General features: G+C 65.0%; 14 protein-coding genes. 8 read left to right on the forward strand and 6 right to left on the reverse strand.

The window, feature by feature from the left end; translation table 11 throughout:
* Positions 1 to 91: 91 nt before the first annotated feature.
* Positions 92 to 997 carry an HNH endonuclease signature motif containing protein gene (locus AC4D12_RS04110; RefSeq protein WP_490948625.1) on the reverse strand — a complete coding sequence of 302 codons (906 nt, stop codon included), beginning with the start codon at positions 995 to 997 and terminating at the stop codon, positions 92 to 94.
* 271 nt (positions 998 to 1268) lie between these two features.
* On the opposite strand from AC4D12_RS04110, the gene AC4D12_RS04115 reads away from it, so the two are divergent.
* Complete coding sequence (locus AC4D12_RS04115) at positions 1269 to 2306, forward strand: DUF4238 domain-containing protein (protein WP_490948626.1); 1038 nt, start codon at positions 1269 to 1271, stop codon at positions 2304 to 2306.
* A 139-nt stretch (positions 2307 to 2445) separates the two neighbouring features.
* Positions 2446 to 3267 carry an NYN domain-containing protein gene (locus AC4D12_RS04120; RefSeq protein WP_490948627.1) on the forward strand — a complete coding sequence of 274 codons (822 nt, stop codon included), beginning with the start codon at positions 2446 to 2448 and terminating at the stop codon, positions 3265 to 3267.
* Between the two features lie 504 nt (positions 3268 to 3771).
* Here the strand turns inward: AC4D12_RS04120 and AC4D12_RS04125 are convergent.
* Genes AC4D12_RS04125 through AC4D12_RS04140 form a run of 4 tightly spaced genes read right to left on the reverse strand, consistent with a single transcriptional unit; the run spans position 3772 to position 6742 of the window.
* A complete protein-coding gene (locus AC4D12_RS04125) occupies positions 3772 to 4935 on the reverse strand; it encodes a serine hydrolase domain-containing protein (protein WP_490948628.1) in 1164 nt (387 codons plus the stop codon).
* 1 nt (position 4936) lies between these two features.
* Positions 4937 to 5170, reverse strand: coding sequence for a hypothetical protein (locus AC4D12_RS04130; protein ID WP_490948629.1), 234 nt, complete (start codon positions 5168 to 5170; stop codon positions 4937 to 4939).
* A 35-nt stretch (positions 5171 to 5205) separates the two neighbouring features.
* Positions 5206 to 6009, reverse strand: coding sequence for a hypothetical protein (locus tag AC4D12_RS04135; RefSeq protein ID WP_490948630.1), 804 nt, complete (start codon positions 6007 to 6009; stop codon positions 5206 to 5208).
* The gene (locus tag AC4D12_RS04140; RefSeq protein ID WP_490948631.1) at positions 5996 to 6742 is read right to left on the reverse strand and encodes an ABC transporter ATP-binding protein; all 747 of its coding nucleotides are present in this window, start codon (positions 6740 to 6742) and stop codon (positions 5996 to 5998) included. The genes AC4D12_RS04135 and AC4D12_RS04140 overlap by 14 nt, the downstream gene beginning before the upstream one ends.
* A 134-nt stretch (positions 6743 to 6876) precedes the next feature.
* On the opposite strand from AC4D12_RS04140, the gene AC4D12_RS04145 reads away from it, so the two are divergent.
* The 3 genes from AC4D12_RS04145 to AC4D12_RS04155 all read left to right on the forward strand — a co-directional run bounded on the left by AC4D12_RS04145 (position 6877) and on the right by AC4D12_RS04155 (position 10634).
* Complete coding sequence (locus tag AC4D12_RS04145) at positions 6877 to 8172, forward strand: sensor histidine kinase (RefSeq protein WP_490948777.1); 1296 nt, start codon at positions 6877 to 6879, stop codon at positions 8170 to 8172.
* Positions 8169 to 8834: a response regulator gene (locus AC4D12_RS04150; protein ID WP_490948632.1), complete on the forward strand. Its 666-nt coding sequence runs from the start codon at positions 8169 to 8171 to the stop codon at positions 8832 to 8834. Before AC4D12_RS04145 ends, AC4D12_RS04150 begins: the two co-directional genes overlap by 4 nt.
* A 117-nt stretch (positions 8835 to 8951) precedes the next feature.
* A complete protein-coding gene (locus tag AC4D12_RS04155) occupies positions 8952 to 10634 on the forward strand; it encodes an alkaline phosphatase D family protein (RefSeq protein ID WP_490948633.1) in 1683 nt (560 codons plus the stop codon).
* 30 nt (positions 10635 to 10664) lie between these two features.
* On the opposite strand, the gene AC4D12_RS04160 is transcribed toward AC4D12_RS04155, so the two are convergent.
* On the reverse strand, positions 10665 to 10979 hold the full coding sequence (locus tag AC4D12_RS04160; RefSeq protein ID WP_490948634.1) for a hypothetical protein: 315 nt from the start codon (positions 10977 to 10979) through the stop codon (positions 10665 to 10667).
* A 380-nt stretch (positions 10980 to 11359) separates the two neighbouring features.
* Here AC4D12_RS04160 and AC4D12_RS04165 point away from each other — a divergent pair, with 380 nt between their 5' ends.
* From AC4D12_RS04165 to AC4D12_RS04175, 3 genes are all read left to right on the forward strand, one after another.
* Positions 11360 to 13129: an ABC transporter family substrate-binding protein gene (locus AC4D12_RS04165; RefSeq protein WP_490948635.1), complete on the forward strand. Its 1770-nt coding sequence runs from the start codon at positions 11360 to 11362 to the stop codon at positions 13127 to 13129.
* Positions 13130 to 13363: 234 nt separating this feature from the next.
* The gene (locus tag AC4D12_RS04170) at positions 13364 to 14905 is read left to right on the forward strand and encodes an ABC transporter permease (RefSeq protein WP_490948636.1); all 1542 of its coding nucleotides are present in this window, start codon (positions 13364 to 13366) and stop codon (positions 14903 to 14905) included.
* Positions 14902 to 15933, forward strand: a complete 1032-nt coding sequence (locus tag AC4D12_RS04175) for an ABC transporter permease (protein ID WP_490948637.1) — start codon at positions 14902 to 14904, stop codon at positions 15931 to 15933. The genes AC4D12_RS04170 and AC4D12_RS04175 overlap by 4 nt, the downstream gene beginning before the upstream one ends.
* Positions 15934 to 15941 lie beyond the last annotated feature (8 nt).

A 15941-nucleotide genomic window follows, 5' to 3' on the forward strand; every position in this document is an offset into this window, starting at 1 on the left:
TTTGGGTGGGTGCCGGCGGCGAGGTGATTCCGGTCGCCTTGGTCAGCCGACTCATCTTCGCTCGAGGAAGTGTCCACCCCCGATACCACTCTTATGGCTGTTGGAGACACAGCTGGGAGTGAGCAGAGAAATTGTCCGTTGTGTGTTCGTTGTAGGCGGAGCATAACTTGCCAATAAGTAGGTCAACTGCAGCTTCGACATCCTTGGTTTCGGCGCGAATGCCGCGGCGCACGCGGCCATTCGGATCCACGACGATGTAGCCCCAGCCGAACAGCGCGTCGCAGCCCAGGCTGCAGACGAGCATTGCAACTGATTGGAAGTCCTTGCGTTCCTGCTCGGTGCATCGGCTGCGCGGCTTGATGTGGCCCGCGATCAGCAGCCGGGAGGGCCGCTCCTCACCGCAGATCGAGCAGGGTGCCGCAGCCCGGCCTTGCAACAGGTGCCGGCGCAAGTCCGACTGCTCCCGCCGTACTTCGCCCAGGGACAACTCATCAGTTTCCCCTCCATCCCAAAACTCGTCCGGACGGCCGAAGAGGCCGTGCGTGTCGGTGCCCGGAACCGGCAGATCGAGCCCTTTCAGCAGCGCCAGCCCGTCCTCTTCCGAAAGCGCGGACAGGTATTTCTGCTGCGGCTTGCCTAGGATGTTCAGTGGGGCTTTGGGTCCTATTCTGATCAGCTCGGCAACGCGCTTATAGTGCAGCTTGAATTCGGTCCGGATCGGGTCAACAGTGACAAGCCAACCGTCGTCGCCTTCCTGCACATACGGCTTCGGGTATCCCTCAGGGCGCACCCAGGGTCTCCATGACTCCGTCACGCGGCTGACAGCACGGAGGTAGCTTTTGTAGTGGTGGAAGACGATGTCCCCCGGCTGCAGGTTCTTTATCTGACCCCTGCTGGTATCGACGCTCCCGTCTTCTCGTGGACAGGTCCACAGGGTGCCCAGCTTAATGACGATCGGGTAGTTCGCGTTCTGACTAGCCCACCAGTAATTCACCATTGATGCATCCCCTCGAGGTCAACATGGCTCTTGTGCCAGCGTGATCAGATTGATCCTATCCGGGGCCCGGACGGAGCCGCTGACCGCCCACTCCTCCTTTTCGTCGAGTCGTTGGATACGACCCGGACATCTCTAGCCAACGGTGAGCCGAACTAGTTCCTCCCTTGTAAGGCGCCGCAAGATCACAGTAATTGCGCGGCGGCCACCACCCCATCGCCAGAGGCTCATCATCAGCCGACCCTCCGGCCTATGCTGTGGAAGGATGCCAAGCATGGCAGGTGAGGGCAATACGGCAAAGCTTCACCACTACGTACCTCAGGGATACCTGCGTGGATTCGCTGCCGAAAATGGGCGAGTCATGGTCGTACCCCTCGATCGCTCGCGGAAACCGTTCACCTCATCGACTAAGAAGGTGGCGGCGCAAACCCACTTCCATACGGTGGAGGAGTTCGAAGAACCTGACGAGTTCGAAAAGGCGTTGAGCGTAGTCGAGGGGGAGGCCATCAACATCGTCCGGCAGTTCGAAAGGAACGAGTTCCCTCCGTCAGAGGCCGAGCGATTGACGCTGTCTTACTTCATGGCGCTTCAGAGCGTACGAGAACCGGACACCCGCAAAACTATGGAATACCTTCGGGCTAAGCTCGTTCGCTTCGAGGTCGGCGCCGGCGGGCGCGAGAACGTTGGGAACTGGATCAAGAAGAATCTTGGATCGGATTCAACGCCCGAGCAGGAGGAACGAATATGGGAGGAGGCGACCCAGCCCGGCGGACCGCCAATTAGCTTTTCGAACCTTGCGCATATTGAGCACATGCTTAATACGGCTGAAAAGCTGACTCCTTACTTCGCGACCAGACCGTGGAGCTTGGTGCGGTTTGCACGGCGTTCCCTCGTCACCTCGGACGCCCCGGTGACTCTGATCCCCAACCCGCAGGACGAGGATTGGCAAGGTGTGGGCTTCATGACGGAGTGGGGTATCACTTTCCCGCTCACCCGAAAGCTCGGTTTACTCATGAGCGATCCGATGGTGATGCTTGAAGGTCTGGAAACAGAGGACGCACGAGTCCAGGAAATCAGAGCAGCTGTCCTCGTCGGGAAGGCTGACGCTACACAAGCTGGCACAACAGCCATGGAAAAGCTCTTCAACGAGCATCTGGCGCACACGGCAAGGGAATATGTTTACCATCACCCTGAGGACACGAGATTCGTGCCGCATGATCTTCCAGGGCCGAACCTGATCAACATGAGTGCGGGCGGGTTCTTGGATGCAGAGTTCGATGGCGAACCGTGGTTCAGGAAGTCCGCCAATTGAGGAATTGAAGATGAGCACTTCTATCATGCCTGAGCGAGGCTGGCAGTACACCATTTTATCAGACGCCGCAATTGCACAGGGATGGTGCTACCAAAAGGTAACGGAGGCACGACCAGCCACACTGCGGTAGAACTGCTTTATGGAACAGCCGAATGAACTATCGGGGACACGGTTGCCGCGTGTGGCGGTGCTGATCGACTGCGACAACATTAGCTTCCGCCGGGGGCATGCCATCATCGCCGAGGCGCAAACGCACGGAGTGCTTGGTGTGAAGCGGGGGTACGGCGACTGGGGCAGCCCAAACTTGGGTGGCTGGCGGCGACTGCTAACTGATCTCGCGCTGCAGCCCGTGCAACAGATCGCTTACGTGCCGGGCAAGGGAGCGACGGACACGGCGCTGATAATCGACGCAATGGATTTGTTGTATTCCGGAAACGTGGATACCTTTCGCCTCGTCGCGTCTGACAGCGATTACACCCGCCTGGCCATAAGACTCCGCGAAGCCGGCAAGCGGGTGATCGGGATCGGCGAAAAGAAGACGCCATCGGCCTTCAGCAACGCGTGTGACCGTTTCACGTTTCTGGAACTCTTGGAGAAGGACGAAACGGTTCCAGATATCGAAGACGAGAAGTTGGTTGAAGGCGAACCCAACCCACCCGGCCAGCCGGCTCTAAGCGGTTACGAGCAGGCCGCGCCAAGTCCCAGTGCCTCCGAGGCTGGTGACTTGCCCGACCTTTACACCATGCTTCGAACGGCAGTGACGAGCACAGTCGAGGACGACGGGTGGTCCCTGTTGTCCAACGTCGGATGGTTCTTGGTCGGTAACTACCCGGCCTTCGACTCACGGAACTACGGACATGCACGACTCGGCCAGCTCGTCCGATCACTGGACTTTTTGGACATAGATCAAGAATTAGCCTCGAACGGCAACTCGCGGCTGAAAGTGCGATTGCGCGACTGACGACTCGAGACCATCCCTTATCATGCGTGTCTAGGTAGCTGCTGGATCATGAGGGGATCCTGCTTCGAGCCGGCGCCCGACGTTCGACAGCGCGTAGCTGCAGACCTTGAGCCCTACAGCGAATGGCGTATTTTCCATGTGTCCGGTCTTTGGAAGCGCCAAGACCGGTTCTGAAGAATGTGCGGCAAGCCCACTGCTCGGAGAATCAGGGGAGTACTTCAACGGACAGGTGTACGGCGAATGGCAAGGAGTTTGCTTCCGGTCACCTCCAAAACCTTGGCCATGGAGCAACCTGGGCCATGAAGGCGGAGTGCGGTAAGGACGTGTATCTGTGTAGACCGCGATACGTGGCGAGTAGTGCAGTAAAGGTTATTCCGTGACGGAACGCGGTGGAGTTCCGCTTCAACGTCTAGGCACCTCATCCGAATCAGCAGACATGCCGCCGTCCGTACCAATCTCGGAGGGCGACATGTCCTGTCATTGAACCGGGGCACGTGCGTCGGATCAGGGAGTGCTGAGGGCTTCGTCGACGGTGTCGATCACCATGCGATAGCGCTCGATCAGCTCCGCCTGGGGGCCGTCGAAGATGGCGAAGGGAAGTGCGGTCACGGAGACGGTGACGGCGGTGCCGTCCTCCGCGACCGCGTTGCGGGTCTGGTAGCCGGGGATGTCGCCTGAGTGGCCCCAGGCCGTTCCACCGCTCAGCTCGGTGCTCTCGATCCCCAGGCCGTACCGGGATCCGGGGAAGAGCTCGTCGCCGGTGGAGATGCCGGAGAGCATCTGATCGAGCTCGGCCGGTTCCAGGAGTTCTCCGTCGAGGACGGCTTGCATGAAGGTGTTGAGCTCGGCAGGCGTGGACACCATCGCTCCGGCTGCCCAGGCCGAGGAAGGATCGGCCTCGGTGATGTCGCCCAGTTCCCCGTCCGGTTTGACGTGGTAGCCGAGGGGATGGTCACCTCGAAGTCCTCTGTCACCCGGTCCGGGCAGGTAGGTGTGATCGAAGTCCAGGGGTGTGACGATGCGGTCGTGGATCTGTTCGGCCAGGGGTCGTTGCGCGATACGTTCGATGATGAGGCCCAGAGCGATGTAGTTGGTGTTGGAGTATTCGTGCCGTTCCCCCGCGGGGAAGGTTGCGGGCCGCTCGAGCGCCAGGTCGAGCACGTCCCGCGGTGAGCGGTAGACGTCGTGCTGGGCAAAGGGCTCCGCGGCGATGACGTCGGCGTACTCGGGGAGGCCGCTGGTGTGCTGGAGCAGCTGGCGGACCGTGATGGCGTCAGGGTCGATCCCCTCGCCCTCGACGATGCCGGGCAGGTACGTGTCGACACTCCGGTCCAGCTCGAGGCGTCCTTCCTCGACGAGTTGCAGCGCCACGACCGCGGTGAACGTCTTGGTGGCGCTCCCGATACGCACCTCCGCAGTTGCGGGGACGGGGGCATCGGTGGCGAGGTCGGCTGTGCCGGCGGATGCGGTCTGTGCGGTGCCGTCCGGAAGGGTGCGGGTCACGATTGCGGCCGGGTACCCCTCGTCGACAAGTCGTTCGGCGATGCTGGTCAGCACCTCCGGTACGTCCTGGGAGGCGTCGGGTGCAGGCGAGGACGTGCAGGCGGTCACCGTGAACGTGGCCATCAGTGCGGTCGCGACGACCGTGAAGGCGGGTGTGCGTCTCATGTCAGTGCCCCGATGTCATGGAGGGGATGGTCCCTGATGCGCGCCTTCGGCGCCTGTGCCGTCGGACGAGGAGTGCCGCGCAGGTGAGGGTGATGACTCCGGAGGGAATCGAGAGCGCCACGATGGGAACCACCGTGGTGGTCATGATGTTGGCGGGCAGCGCTGCGATGAGGAGGGCCCAGAGCAGGGCGGTGCGGGCGGGCTCATGCTTCGGGGGATGAGTCGAGTAGGTCACGTGGTGTCCGATCGGGTTGGGGGGTCAGCGGAGGGTCAGAGGCTGCGGCGGTTGAGGACGACGGCGGCGCCGGTCAGGAGGAGTGCGGTCAGGACAATGAGAGCTCCGAGAGCGGCGATGCCGGTGACTGCATCGGGTGCACCGATCACGGCATGGGACAGGGTCACGGGCATGAGCTGTGCCCAGATCGGGAGGGTCCCCGTGGCGAGCTGGAGGATCGCCAGGAGGATCGGTTCCAGGACCAGGACGCTCAGCATGACCAGGACCGCGGTGAGCTGATTTCGAAGGAGCAGGCCGGTGGCGAGTCCGATCAGGCTCAGGAACGTGATGACCAGGACCCCGCGACCGAGGGTCCCCAGGATGTCGGGCAGGCCGGCCGCCATGGCCGTGCCGTCGAGGATCAGCGCGAGGAACAGGCTGGCGATGGACACCGCCGCGAGGATGAGTCCTGTTGCGGCGCCGATCAGCGCGGTGGCCTCGACCTTGGCGAGCACGATGCGCTCACGACGCGGTTCGGCCAGTGCCGCGCCGACCATACCGCCGAACCGGAAATCACCGGTACCGGCGAGGACTCCGAGGAGTATGACGGCGATGAGGACGATCCCCACGGAACTGCCGGCTCCCAGAGGATTGAGGACGGCCAGCTGCTCGGAAGCCAGTGCCATGTCGATGACCGGGAGCTCGCTGGTGACCTCCGGGCCGGCGGCTCCGCTGTCGACGAGGTGAGGCAGCAGGACGGTGGAGGTGAGCTGCGTGGCGATCAGCCCGAGCGCCGCGATGAGGACGGCGAGTTTCGTCGCGGGGATGGTGATGAGCTTCAGAGTTTCAGCGCGCAGCATGGGTGATCCGTTCGGAGGCGTTGATCATGGAGAGGTAGAAGTGCTCGAGGTCGCCGTCGGACGCGGTGAGGGCGTCGGCGAGGGTGGTCGCCGAGCGCACCCGACCGTCCGTGACCACCACGATGTCGTCGGCGACCTGCGCCACGTCGGCGAGGAGGTGAGAGGACAGTAGGACACTGCCGCCATGGTCGGCGAAGGAGCGCAGGTACCGCTTCAGCCAGTGGATCCCGGCAGGATCGAGGCCGTTCGCGGGCTCGTCGAGAACGAGGATCTTCGGGTCGCCTAGGATCGCCGTGGCGATGGCGACGCGCTGGCGCATGCCGAGGGAGTAGTCACGGATCCGGCGATCGGCGTCGGCGCTCAAGCCGACGATCTCGAGCACCTCCTCGACACGGGCCGTCCCGTGGTAACCCTGAGCGGCGGCGATCCTCAGATGCTGCCGGGCGGTACGGCCGGGGTGGAGACCGCCGGCATCGAGCACGGCTCCGACGAGCCGCGTCGGATCGGGCAGGTGGCGGAAGGGCTTGCCGAACACGAGCGCTTCTCCCGCGTCGGGGGCCACCAGACCCAGCAGCATACGGATGATCGTGGTCTTGCCGGCACCATTGGGGCCGAGGAGGCCCGTGACGCGGCCGGCGCCGACGGTGAAGGTGATGTCCTCCGCCCGCCGGACACCGCGGAAGGACTTCGAGAGGTGCTGGACGAGGAGGGGTTCATTCTCTTGTTCGTTCATATTTCGAGGGTGTCAATCAGGTGCGTTCCGCACCCCCGCCGCAGGACCAGTCCCGCACTGGCCATAAGGACAGTCGGCGCCGGAGCGGCCGTGGCTGACCGGTATGCCCGTGGTTGACTTAGTCCGTGAGGTCCATGCGAAGCCGGCGGCCGGCGAGGGACTGCGCGCTCCTCACGAGGTCGGCATCCGACCGTCAGCCCTCACGCCTGCGCGTGGTCGCCCCACCCGTCGTCGTTCTCGTGAGTGCGGTCATCTACCTCGTCATCGGAACCACGGATCTCCTGCAGCCGCCTCAACCACTCGCTCTGACGGCGCTGCACGCGGCTCTCGCAGCCGGTCAGGCCGCCGCACTCCTCTTCCGGTACAGAGCCGCAGCGCCGGTGTTCACCATCGTCGTGATGCTCCAGACGGCTCTCCTCGCCCTCAGCGGCGCGGACCTGGGACTCGGGGGCCTTGCGGTCGCCATCGCCGCCTTCCACGTCATCCGGTGGGCACCACGGCCACAGGCGTGGCTGTACCTGGCGGCGCTCGCAGTCGTGAGCAGCGTCGTCGTCCTCGGGGTGGCACTGGGCGGGCCCCAGCCGCCGCTGCTCACCGTCGCCGTGGTCGCCGGGCGCCTGGTCGCCGAGTACGCGGCACCGGCACTGGTCGCTGAATTCGTCCGCAATCGCGCGCACCTCGCCGTTGCTGCGCAGGAACGCGACGAGCTGATCCGCCGCGAGAAAGTCCGCGACACCGCTCAGCGGCGGCGGGCCGAGCAGACCGCGCTCGCCCGGGAGTTGCACGACATCGCCGGACACCACCTGTCCGGCATCATCGTCACCGCACAGGCGGCAGGAACACTGATCGACAAGGATCCGCTCCGCACACGGGCCATGCTCCGTGAACTCGAAGGAGAAGCCCGGGCCATGATGATCGATCTCCGCAGGACCGTCGGTCTGCTCCGCCCTGACCCGGACACGGAGGCCGACACCGGCGATGTCCGGGCGCCAGGCGGCACCCCGGGACTTGATGACCTCCCGCAGCTAATCGACGCCGCCGTACGCCGCGGTCAGATCGTCACCTTCAGGACCACGGGGGAGCCGACTCAGCTGGGGCCTGCCGCCCAGGCGACGGTCTACCGCGTGGTCCAGGAATCGCTCGCCAACGCCGCCCGCCACGCTCCTGGCGCCGCGTGCGCGGTGACGATCGAGTACACCTCCGACCGCACTGTGCTCACCGTGGAGAACACGTCGACCATCCGCTTCCGGGAGGTCACCCACGCTCAGCCGCCAGCGGTCCGCGACCGTGACAGGGACGGGTACGGGCTCGTCGGCATGCATGAGCGAGCGACGCTCATCGGAGCCGAGCTCGTCACCGGACCCACCGAAGCCGGCGGCTGGAGCAACCAGCTACGGATCCCGACTTCCGAACCAGGAGCACCACGATGATCCGTGTCCTCATCGCCGATGACCAGGTCATCGTCCGCGCCGGACTGGCTGTCCTGCTCGACTCAGCCGCTGACATCACCGTCGTCGGGGAGGCCGAGAACGGTCGGGACGCCATCCGGCTGACCACGGAACTCCGCCCCGACGTCGTGTGCATGGACATCCGGATGCCCGTTCTGGACGGCGTCGCCGCGACGCGCGTCATCTCCGCCGACGCCACCCTGAGCAGCGAGATCCTGATCCTGACCACCTTCGACATCGACGACGACATCTTCGCCGCCCTCGAAGCAGGGGCCGCCGGATTCCTCCTCAAGGGCGCCGACGAGGACACGCTGCTCGACGCCGTCCGCTCGGTCGCCCAGGGCGACGGCACCCTCGACCAGCGGCTGACCCGGCGGATCCTGCAGGAGTTCGTGCAGCGCCGCCCACCCAGACCACCGGCCGATGTACGCGCTAAGCTTCCCTCGCCGCTCACCGACCGGGAGATCGACGTCCTCCGGCTTCTCGCGCAGGGCCTCTCGAACGCCGAGATCGCCGCACAACTCTTCGTGGAACAGACCACCGTCAAGTACCACCTCGCTCATCTGCTCGAGAAGACGGGGGCTCGCGACCGCCTCCAGACCGTCCTCTGGGGCATCCGGACAGGTACCGTCACCGTCGGGTAGCCGAGCCGGCGGGTGGTAAGCCCCCTCGATGGTGTCCACCCTGCTGTTCCGACTCCCCTCACTGGCTGTTCATCCGCGGTCAAGGCTCCATGTTCCAGCACGGTGAACGCTGGCGCCATGACCTCCTTCCCACGCGCCGACATCTCCCGCCGCAGCATCGTCAAGGGCTCCGTCCTGGCCGCAGTCCTGGCGTCCGCTCCCACCGCGGTGAACGCGACGCCCCTGACTCGTTCACCCGGCGGGGTCGCCCTGGTCCGCAACCGCCTGACGCTTCCCAGCGGCATCGCGACGGGTGATGTCACGTCGGATTCCGCGGTGCTGTGGTCGCGTTCCTCGGCCGCAGGCCGGATGAGGGCCGTCCTGCGTGCGGTGGGCGACGATGGTGAGATCCTTCGGGGCCGCGGCGCGTTCGAACGGACCTATCGGGGGCCCCGTGCCACCGAGGCGTCCGACTTTACGGCCAAGATCCACGCAGGCCATCTCCCGCCCAACACACGTTTCGCCCTGGAGGTCAGCTTCGAGGACGACGGCGGCGCCGCCGGCGAAGCGGTGGCGGGAACCTTCCGCACGGCGCCTGACAAGGGCACCGTCAACGGCAAGGGCCATGCCGCGGGGAAGGGCGCCACGGGGGCGTCGAGCGGGCAGAGTTTCGTCTGGACCGGTGACACCGCTGGTCAGGGCTGGGGCATCAACGAGGAACTCGGCGGAATGCGCGGGTACCGGACCATGCATCAGACCCGCCCGGACTTCTTCATCCACTCTGGCGACACCATCTACGCGGACGGACCTTTGGCCGAGACCGTGGTGGAGCAGGACGGCCAGGTGTGGCGGAACCTCGTGACGGAGGAGGTGTCCAAGGTGGCCGAGACCCTCACCGAGTTCCGTGGCAGGCACCGGTACAACTCGATGGACCTGAACATGCGTGCGCTCTTCGCCGACGTGCCCGTCATCGCCAACTGGGACGACCACGAGACCACCAACAACTGGTACCCCGGCGAGATTTTGGACGATCCCCGCTACACCGTGCGGGACGTCAACACGCTCGCAGCGCGCGGACGGCAGGCATGGCAGGAGAACATGCCCATCGCGGACAGCGCGGCGGTGTGGCGGCCGGGGAAGGTCGACGACGCCGGTCAGTACCAGCCTGCACGCATCTACCGCAGGATCAGCCGTGGTCCGCAACTGGATGTCTTCTGCCTGGACATGCGCACGAACAAGAGCCCGAACACCGACGGCAAGGAGGCTCGCCGGACGAGCATCCTGGGGCAGGAGCAGGTGGACTGGCTCATCCGCGAGGTGAGCAGGTCCAAGGCCACGTGGAAGGTGATCGCCGCGGACCTGCCGCTCGGCATCATCGTGCCCGATGGTCCGGTGAACCAGGAGAGCCTCGCCAACCGGGATCCCGGCGCCCCGCTCGGCAAGGAACTGGAGATCGCAGGAGTGCTCAGTGCCTTCAAGCGGAACGGGGTCAAGAACATCGTCTGGCTGACAGCGGACGTGCACTACTGCGCAGCACACCACTACTCACCGGCACGCGCAGCGTTCACCGACTTCGACCCGTTCTGGGAGTTCGTGGCCGGCCCCATCGCCGCGGGGTCGTTCGGCCCCAACGCCATGGACGCCACGTTCGGCCCCGAGGTGGTGTTCTCGAAGGCGGGTCGCTTCCCGGGCGAGTCGCCGCGCAACGGGGAGAACCAGTTCTTCGGCCACGTGCAGCTCGACGACGACACCTTCACCGTCAGCCTGCGCGACGCCACCGGGTCCACGGTGTTCTCGAAAGTGCTGACGCCGCAGCAGTGACCAACGGGACAGCAGCGGGGGAGCGGCCGCTCACCACATGCGGCTGTTGGTCTCCGACACGAAGCCCCGGCCGTCGGAGAACCAGTGGATGGTGGTGCTGTTCCGCGCCGTCGGCGTCGTGAGCTCCGCGAAGAGGTCTGCATTGAAGCGGTTGTTGAGCTCCGGCGAGCTCAACACGGTCTCCTTCGTGATCACGAAGACGGGCCCCTTCAGGCCCTTGCTCTGGATCGACAGATGCACTTCCCTGTGCTGGTCGAGCCTGGCCTTCAGCGCACCGATGGCTGCCTGCACGTTCGCGTCGTCGTCCCAGACGGCCGCGTGCTTGTCCACGAACAGCCACGCCATGTCTCTCCCGTCGCCCGGCGCCACAGAAGCACCCGATCCTCCTAGCAAAGCACCGAGCCGGAGGCGCGATCAAGCGCGAGCCGTGACCGACGTCGTCGTTCCTGCCTGCTAAGCGGCGACGGTGCTGCGCTGAGTCGGCACAGCGGGAACCCGAGGCCGAGGGCAGAACGGCTCGGTGAGCGTTTGTTGCAGCTCGGTAACAACCGCCAGCGCCCCGACCCGATGGATACCTGCCGGTAACAAACAGCACCTAGGCTGTGGCTCACGTGAGTGTCGTCACCCTGAAGGGTCGCGTATCGGCTGTCATGCAACTCCGCGTGAGGCTGGAACCACATTATGAAATAGGAGGCGGAATGCGTTTCGGACGTACTTCCAAAGCAGTGGGAGTTGCTGCTGTCGCAGCTCTCGCACTGAGCGCCTGCGCTGCCAACACGGGTACCGAGACACCCGAGGAGAGCGCTGAGGGCGAAGCAACGGGCGGAAACATCCGTGTCGTCGAGGTGAACGGATTCAGTTCCTTCAACTCGAACAGCTCTGAAGGCAACGTGGACATCAACGGACGCATCGCCTACGCGACGCACTCCGGCTTCGTCTACATCGACAACAACCTCGAGGTCGTCGAGAACACGGACTTCGGCACCATGGAGGTCCTCTCCGAGGATCCCCTGAGCGTCAAGTACACGGTCAACGAAGGCGTCAACTGGTCCGACGGAGAACCAGTCGACGGCGGGGACCTGCTCCTCCACTGGGCCATCGGCTCCGGTCACTTCAACGACGCCACCACCGACGAGGCCGGCGAGGTCGTCTCCGGCGCCACGTACTTCGACTACGCCGGTGACACGACGGGCCTCGGACTGACCTCGCTGCCCGAGATCGGCGAGGACGGACGGTCGCTCACGCTCGAGTACTCCGAGCCGTTCGCGGACTACCAGGTGGCCTTCGGCCTCATGACCGAGGGTGGCATCTCCACGCCGGCCCACGTGCTGGCGGAGAAGGGTGGCCTCGCTGACGAGGACGCGCTGATCGAACTGATCGAGACCTCACCCGAGGGCGATCCCGAGAACCCGCAGGAGCGCCCCGAGCTCCAGGCGGTCGCCGACTTCTGGAACACGGGCTTCGACACGAAGTCACTCCCCACGGACCCGTCCCTGTTCCTCTCGAACGGACCGTTCATCGCCTCCGCGATGACCCCGGACCAGTCGATGACCCTGACGCGCAACGAGGACTACTCGTGGGGTCCCGAACCGAAGGTCGACGAGATCACCGTCCGCTACATCGGTGAGGCCCCCGCCCAGGTCCAGGCCCTGCAGAACGGCGAGGCGGACATCATCGCGCCGCAGGCGTCCGCGGACACCGTGGAACAGCTCGAGGCTCTCGAGGGCGTCAACGTCAACCGCGGCAATGAGCTCTCCTACGACCACCTGGACCTCAACTTCAGCGGCGTCTTCGCCGAGGAGAGCGTCCGCGAGGCCTTCATGAAGACCGTGCCGCGCGAGCAGCTCGTCGAGACCATCGTGCGGAAGCTCAACCCCGACGCCGAGCCGCTCGATTCGCAGCTCTTCCTCGCGGACCAGGAGCCCTACGAGGAGTCGGCAGCCAACAACGGCTCCGAGGCCTACGCGGAGCAGGACATCGAGGGTGCACGCGAGCTGCTCGCAGGAGCAACCCCCGAGGTCCGCATCATGTACAACCGTGACAACCCGAACCGACTGAACGCTTACACGCTGATCGCTGAGTCCGCCCAGCAGGCCGGTTTCCGCGTCGTGGACGGTGGCCTCGGTGCTTCCGACTGGGGCGCCGCACTCGGCAACGGCACGTACGACGCGACGATCTTCGGCTGGATCAACTCGGGCGTCGGCGTGTCCGGTGTCCCGCAGATCTTCAAGTCCGGCAACGGTTCGAACTTCAACGGTTTCTCGAGCCCCGAGGCCGACGCCCTGATGGACGAACTCGTCGTCACGACCGATCCCGCCGAGCAGGATCGTCTGCAGGTCGAGATCGACAAGCTGATCTGGGACTCGAAGTACGGATTGCCACTCTTCCAGGTCCCCGGTGTGGACGCGTACAGCGATGCCGTCACCGGCGTCGAGTACATGCCCAACCAGACCGGCGTGTGGTGGAACTTCTGGGATTGGCAGATCACCCAGTAGGGACACCGATCAGCTCCTGAACAGCTGCATCGAGGAAAGCGCCGGGACGGCGGAACCAGTCCGTCCCGGCGCTTTTTCGCGTTCCCGCGCGGCGACCCGCCGCGGCCTGCAGGCCGTCGAGGGGCCCGGACTGATTGGGATCCGCCACTTTCTGCGGCACCTGAGGCCTGCACTACACTTCTGCGATAGCACGGGTGCATCCCGCCCGACTTCAACATTGAGGCAACAAAATCCATGGTGACCTACATCGTCCGGCGTCTTGTCACGGCCGTTCTCATCCTGCTGGGTGCGTCCTTCATCGTGTACCAGCTGACGGCCCTCTCGGGTGATCCCCTCGAGGACCTCCGCGCCAGCAACGCCCCCAACCGCGACCAGCTCATCCAGGCCCGGACGGAGCTGCTCGATCTCAACACCCCGGCGCCCCTGCGGTACTTCGGGTGGCTCGCCGGAGCGGCCAAGTGCCTCGTGCCCTTCGCGGCCACCTGCGACCTCGGGTCGAGCATCCAGGGCGAGGCCGTCACCTCCTCGCTGATCCGCGCGATGGGCAACACCATCACGCTGGTCACCACCGCCACGGTGCTCGCGATCATCATCGGCATCTCGCTCGGCATCCTCACGGCGCTCCGCCAGTACAGCGGTCTGGACTACGGCGTGACCTTCATGTCGTTCCTCTTCTTCTCCCTGCCGATCTTCTGGCTCGCAGTGCTCCTCAAGGAGTTCGGCGCCATCGGCTTCAACAACTTCCTCGCGGATCCGCAGATCCCACCGACGACGATCCTCGTGGTCGCGATCGCCAGCGGCCTGATTTGGTCCCTCTTCACCGGCAGGTCCTGGAAGCGGAAGGGGATCGCCTTCGTGCTCGGGGCGGTCGTGGCCGCGGCGCTCCTGTTCGTCCTCGATCTCGTGAACTGGTTCTCGAACCCCGGGCTCGGTCCGATCGTCATCCTCGTCACAGGTGTCGGCATCGCCTTCGGCGTCGTCGCGCTCACGGCCGGTCTCCGTAACCGGAAGGCCCTGTACTCGGCGTTGATCGTGGTCGCCCTCGGCCTGGTGGCCTATTACGTCGTCAACCCGATCCTGAACGGCGCCACCATCTGGATGATCGTGATCCTCGCCGCGGTCACGGTGCTCGTCGGTCTCGGCGTCGGCTATCTGATGGGTGGCTACGACCGCGGGCAGAGCATGCGCGCGGGGGCGATCACGGGCTTCCTCATGGGGCTGCTCATCGTCATCGACCGCTTCATGGTCACGTGGCCCTCCTACGTGAACAACGGTCGCATCCGCGGCAGGCCCATCGCGACGGTCGGCGCGGAGACCCCCGGGCTCGACGGCACGTTCTGGGTCAACGGACTCGACACCTTCACTCACCTCCTGCTGCCCACGCTGGCGCTGCTGCTGGCCTCCCTTGCCAGCTACAGCCGGTACTCCCGCGCGTCGATGCTCGAGATCATGAACATGGACTACATCCGTACGGCGCGGGCGAAGGGCCTCAGTGAGCGCACCGTCGTGATGCGGCACGCGTTCCGGAACGCACTGATCCCGCTGGCGACCCTCGTGGCCTTCGACGTCGGAGCGCTGATCGGCGGTGCCATCATCACCGAGCAGGTTTTCGCCTTCTCCGGGATGGGACAGCTGTTCGTCCAGGCCCTCGGCCGGACCGATCCCGACCCGATCATGGGCTTCTTCCTCGTGGCGGGCATCCTGGCGCTGGTCTTCAACCTCGTCGCCGACATCGTCTATTCATTCCTCGACCCGCGCGTAAGGGTAAAAGCATGAGCATCCAGACCCCCTCGGACCTCCCTCTCGGAGAGCAGGCAACCGTGACGGGCCCCACGCACCCCGCGCCGGAGCCCGACGCCAAAGGCCTGTCCCAAGGGCAGATCGTCCGCAGGAAGTTCCTCGATAACACCGCCGCGATCGTCAGCCTCGTGATCTTCGCGATCGTCTTCCTCCTGGCGTTCACCTCGGTGGGCTTCGCCGGCATCCCCGGGTGGTGGAAGTACAATCACACCGAGTTCGTGCCCCTGGTCAACGGTGGCGCCCCCACCGTCACGGGTCCGTTCAGCTGGGGTGATCACCCGTTCGGCCAGGACTCGATCGGCCGCGACTACTTCGCCATGACCATGCGTGGTACCCAGAACTCGCTGATCATCATGTTCATCATCGGCTCCCTCGCGGGCCTCATCGGTGTGGTGGTCGGTGCGTGCTCGGGGTACTTCCGCGGTGCCTCCGAGGCCGTCCTGATGCGCCTGACCGACGTCATCATCATCATCCCCGTGGTGCTCGCCGCCGCGACGCTCGGCGAGGCCGTCAACCGCTTCGTCGGTCCTGGTGCGCAGATCTGGCTGCTCGGCATCTTCCTCGGCCTGGTCCTCTGGACCAGCCTCGCCCGGCTCGTCCGCGGTGAGTTCCTGTCGCTGCGCGAGCGTGAGTTCGTGGACGCGGCCAAGATCGCCGGGGCGTCGAACGCCCGCATCATCTTCAAGCACATCCTGCCGAACGCTGTGGGCGTGATCATCGTCAACACCACGCTGCTGATGTCCTCGGCCATCCTGCTCGAGACCGCGCTCAGCTACATCGGGTTCGGCGTGAAGGCGCCGGATGTCTCGCTCGGCCTGATCATCAGTCAGAACCAGGAGGCGTTCCAGACGCGGCCGTGGCTGTTCTGGTTCCCCGGGCTCTTCATCGTGCTCATCTGCCTGTGCATCAACTTCATCGGCGACGGCCTGCGCGACGCCTTCGATCCGCGCCAGAAGAAGTTCAACGCGAGCAGGACCAAGGACGAGAAGCCGGCGGCCGCGTGACCGACCGT

The organism is Arthrobacter sp. TJ-266, assembly GCF_058269115.1.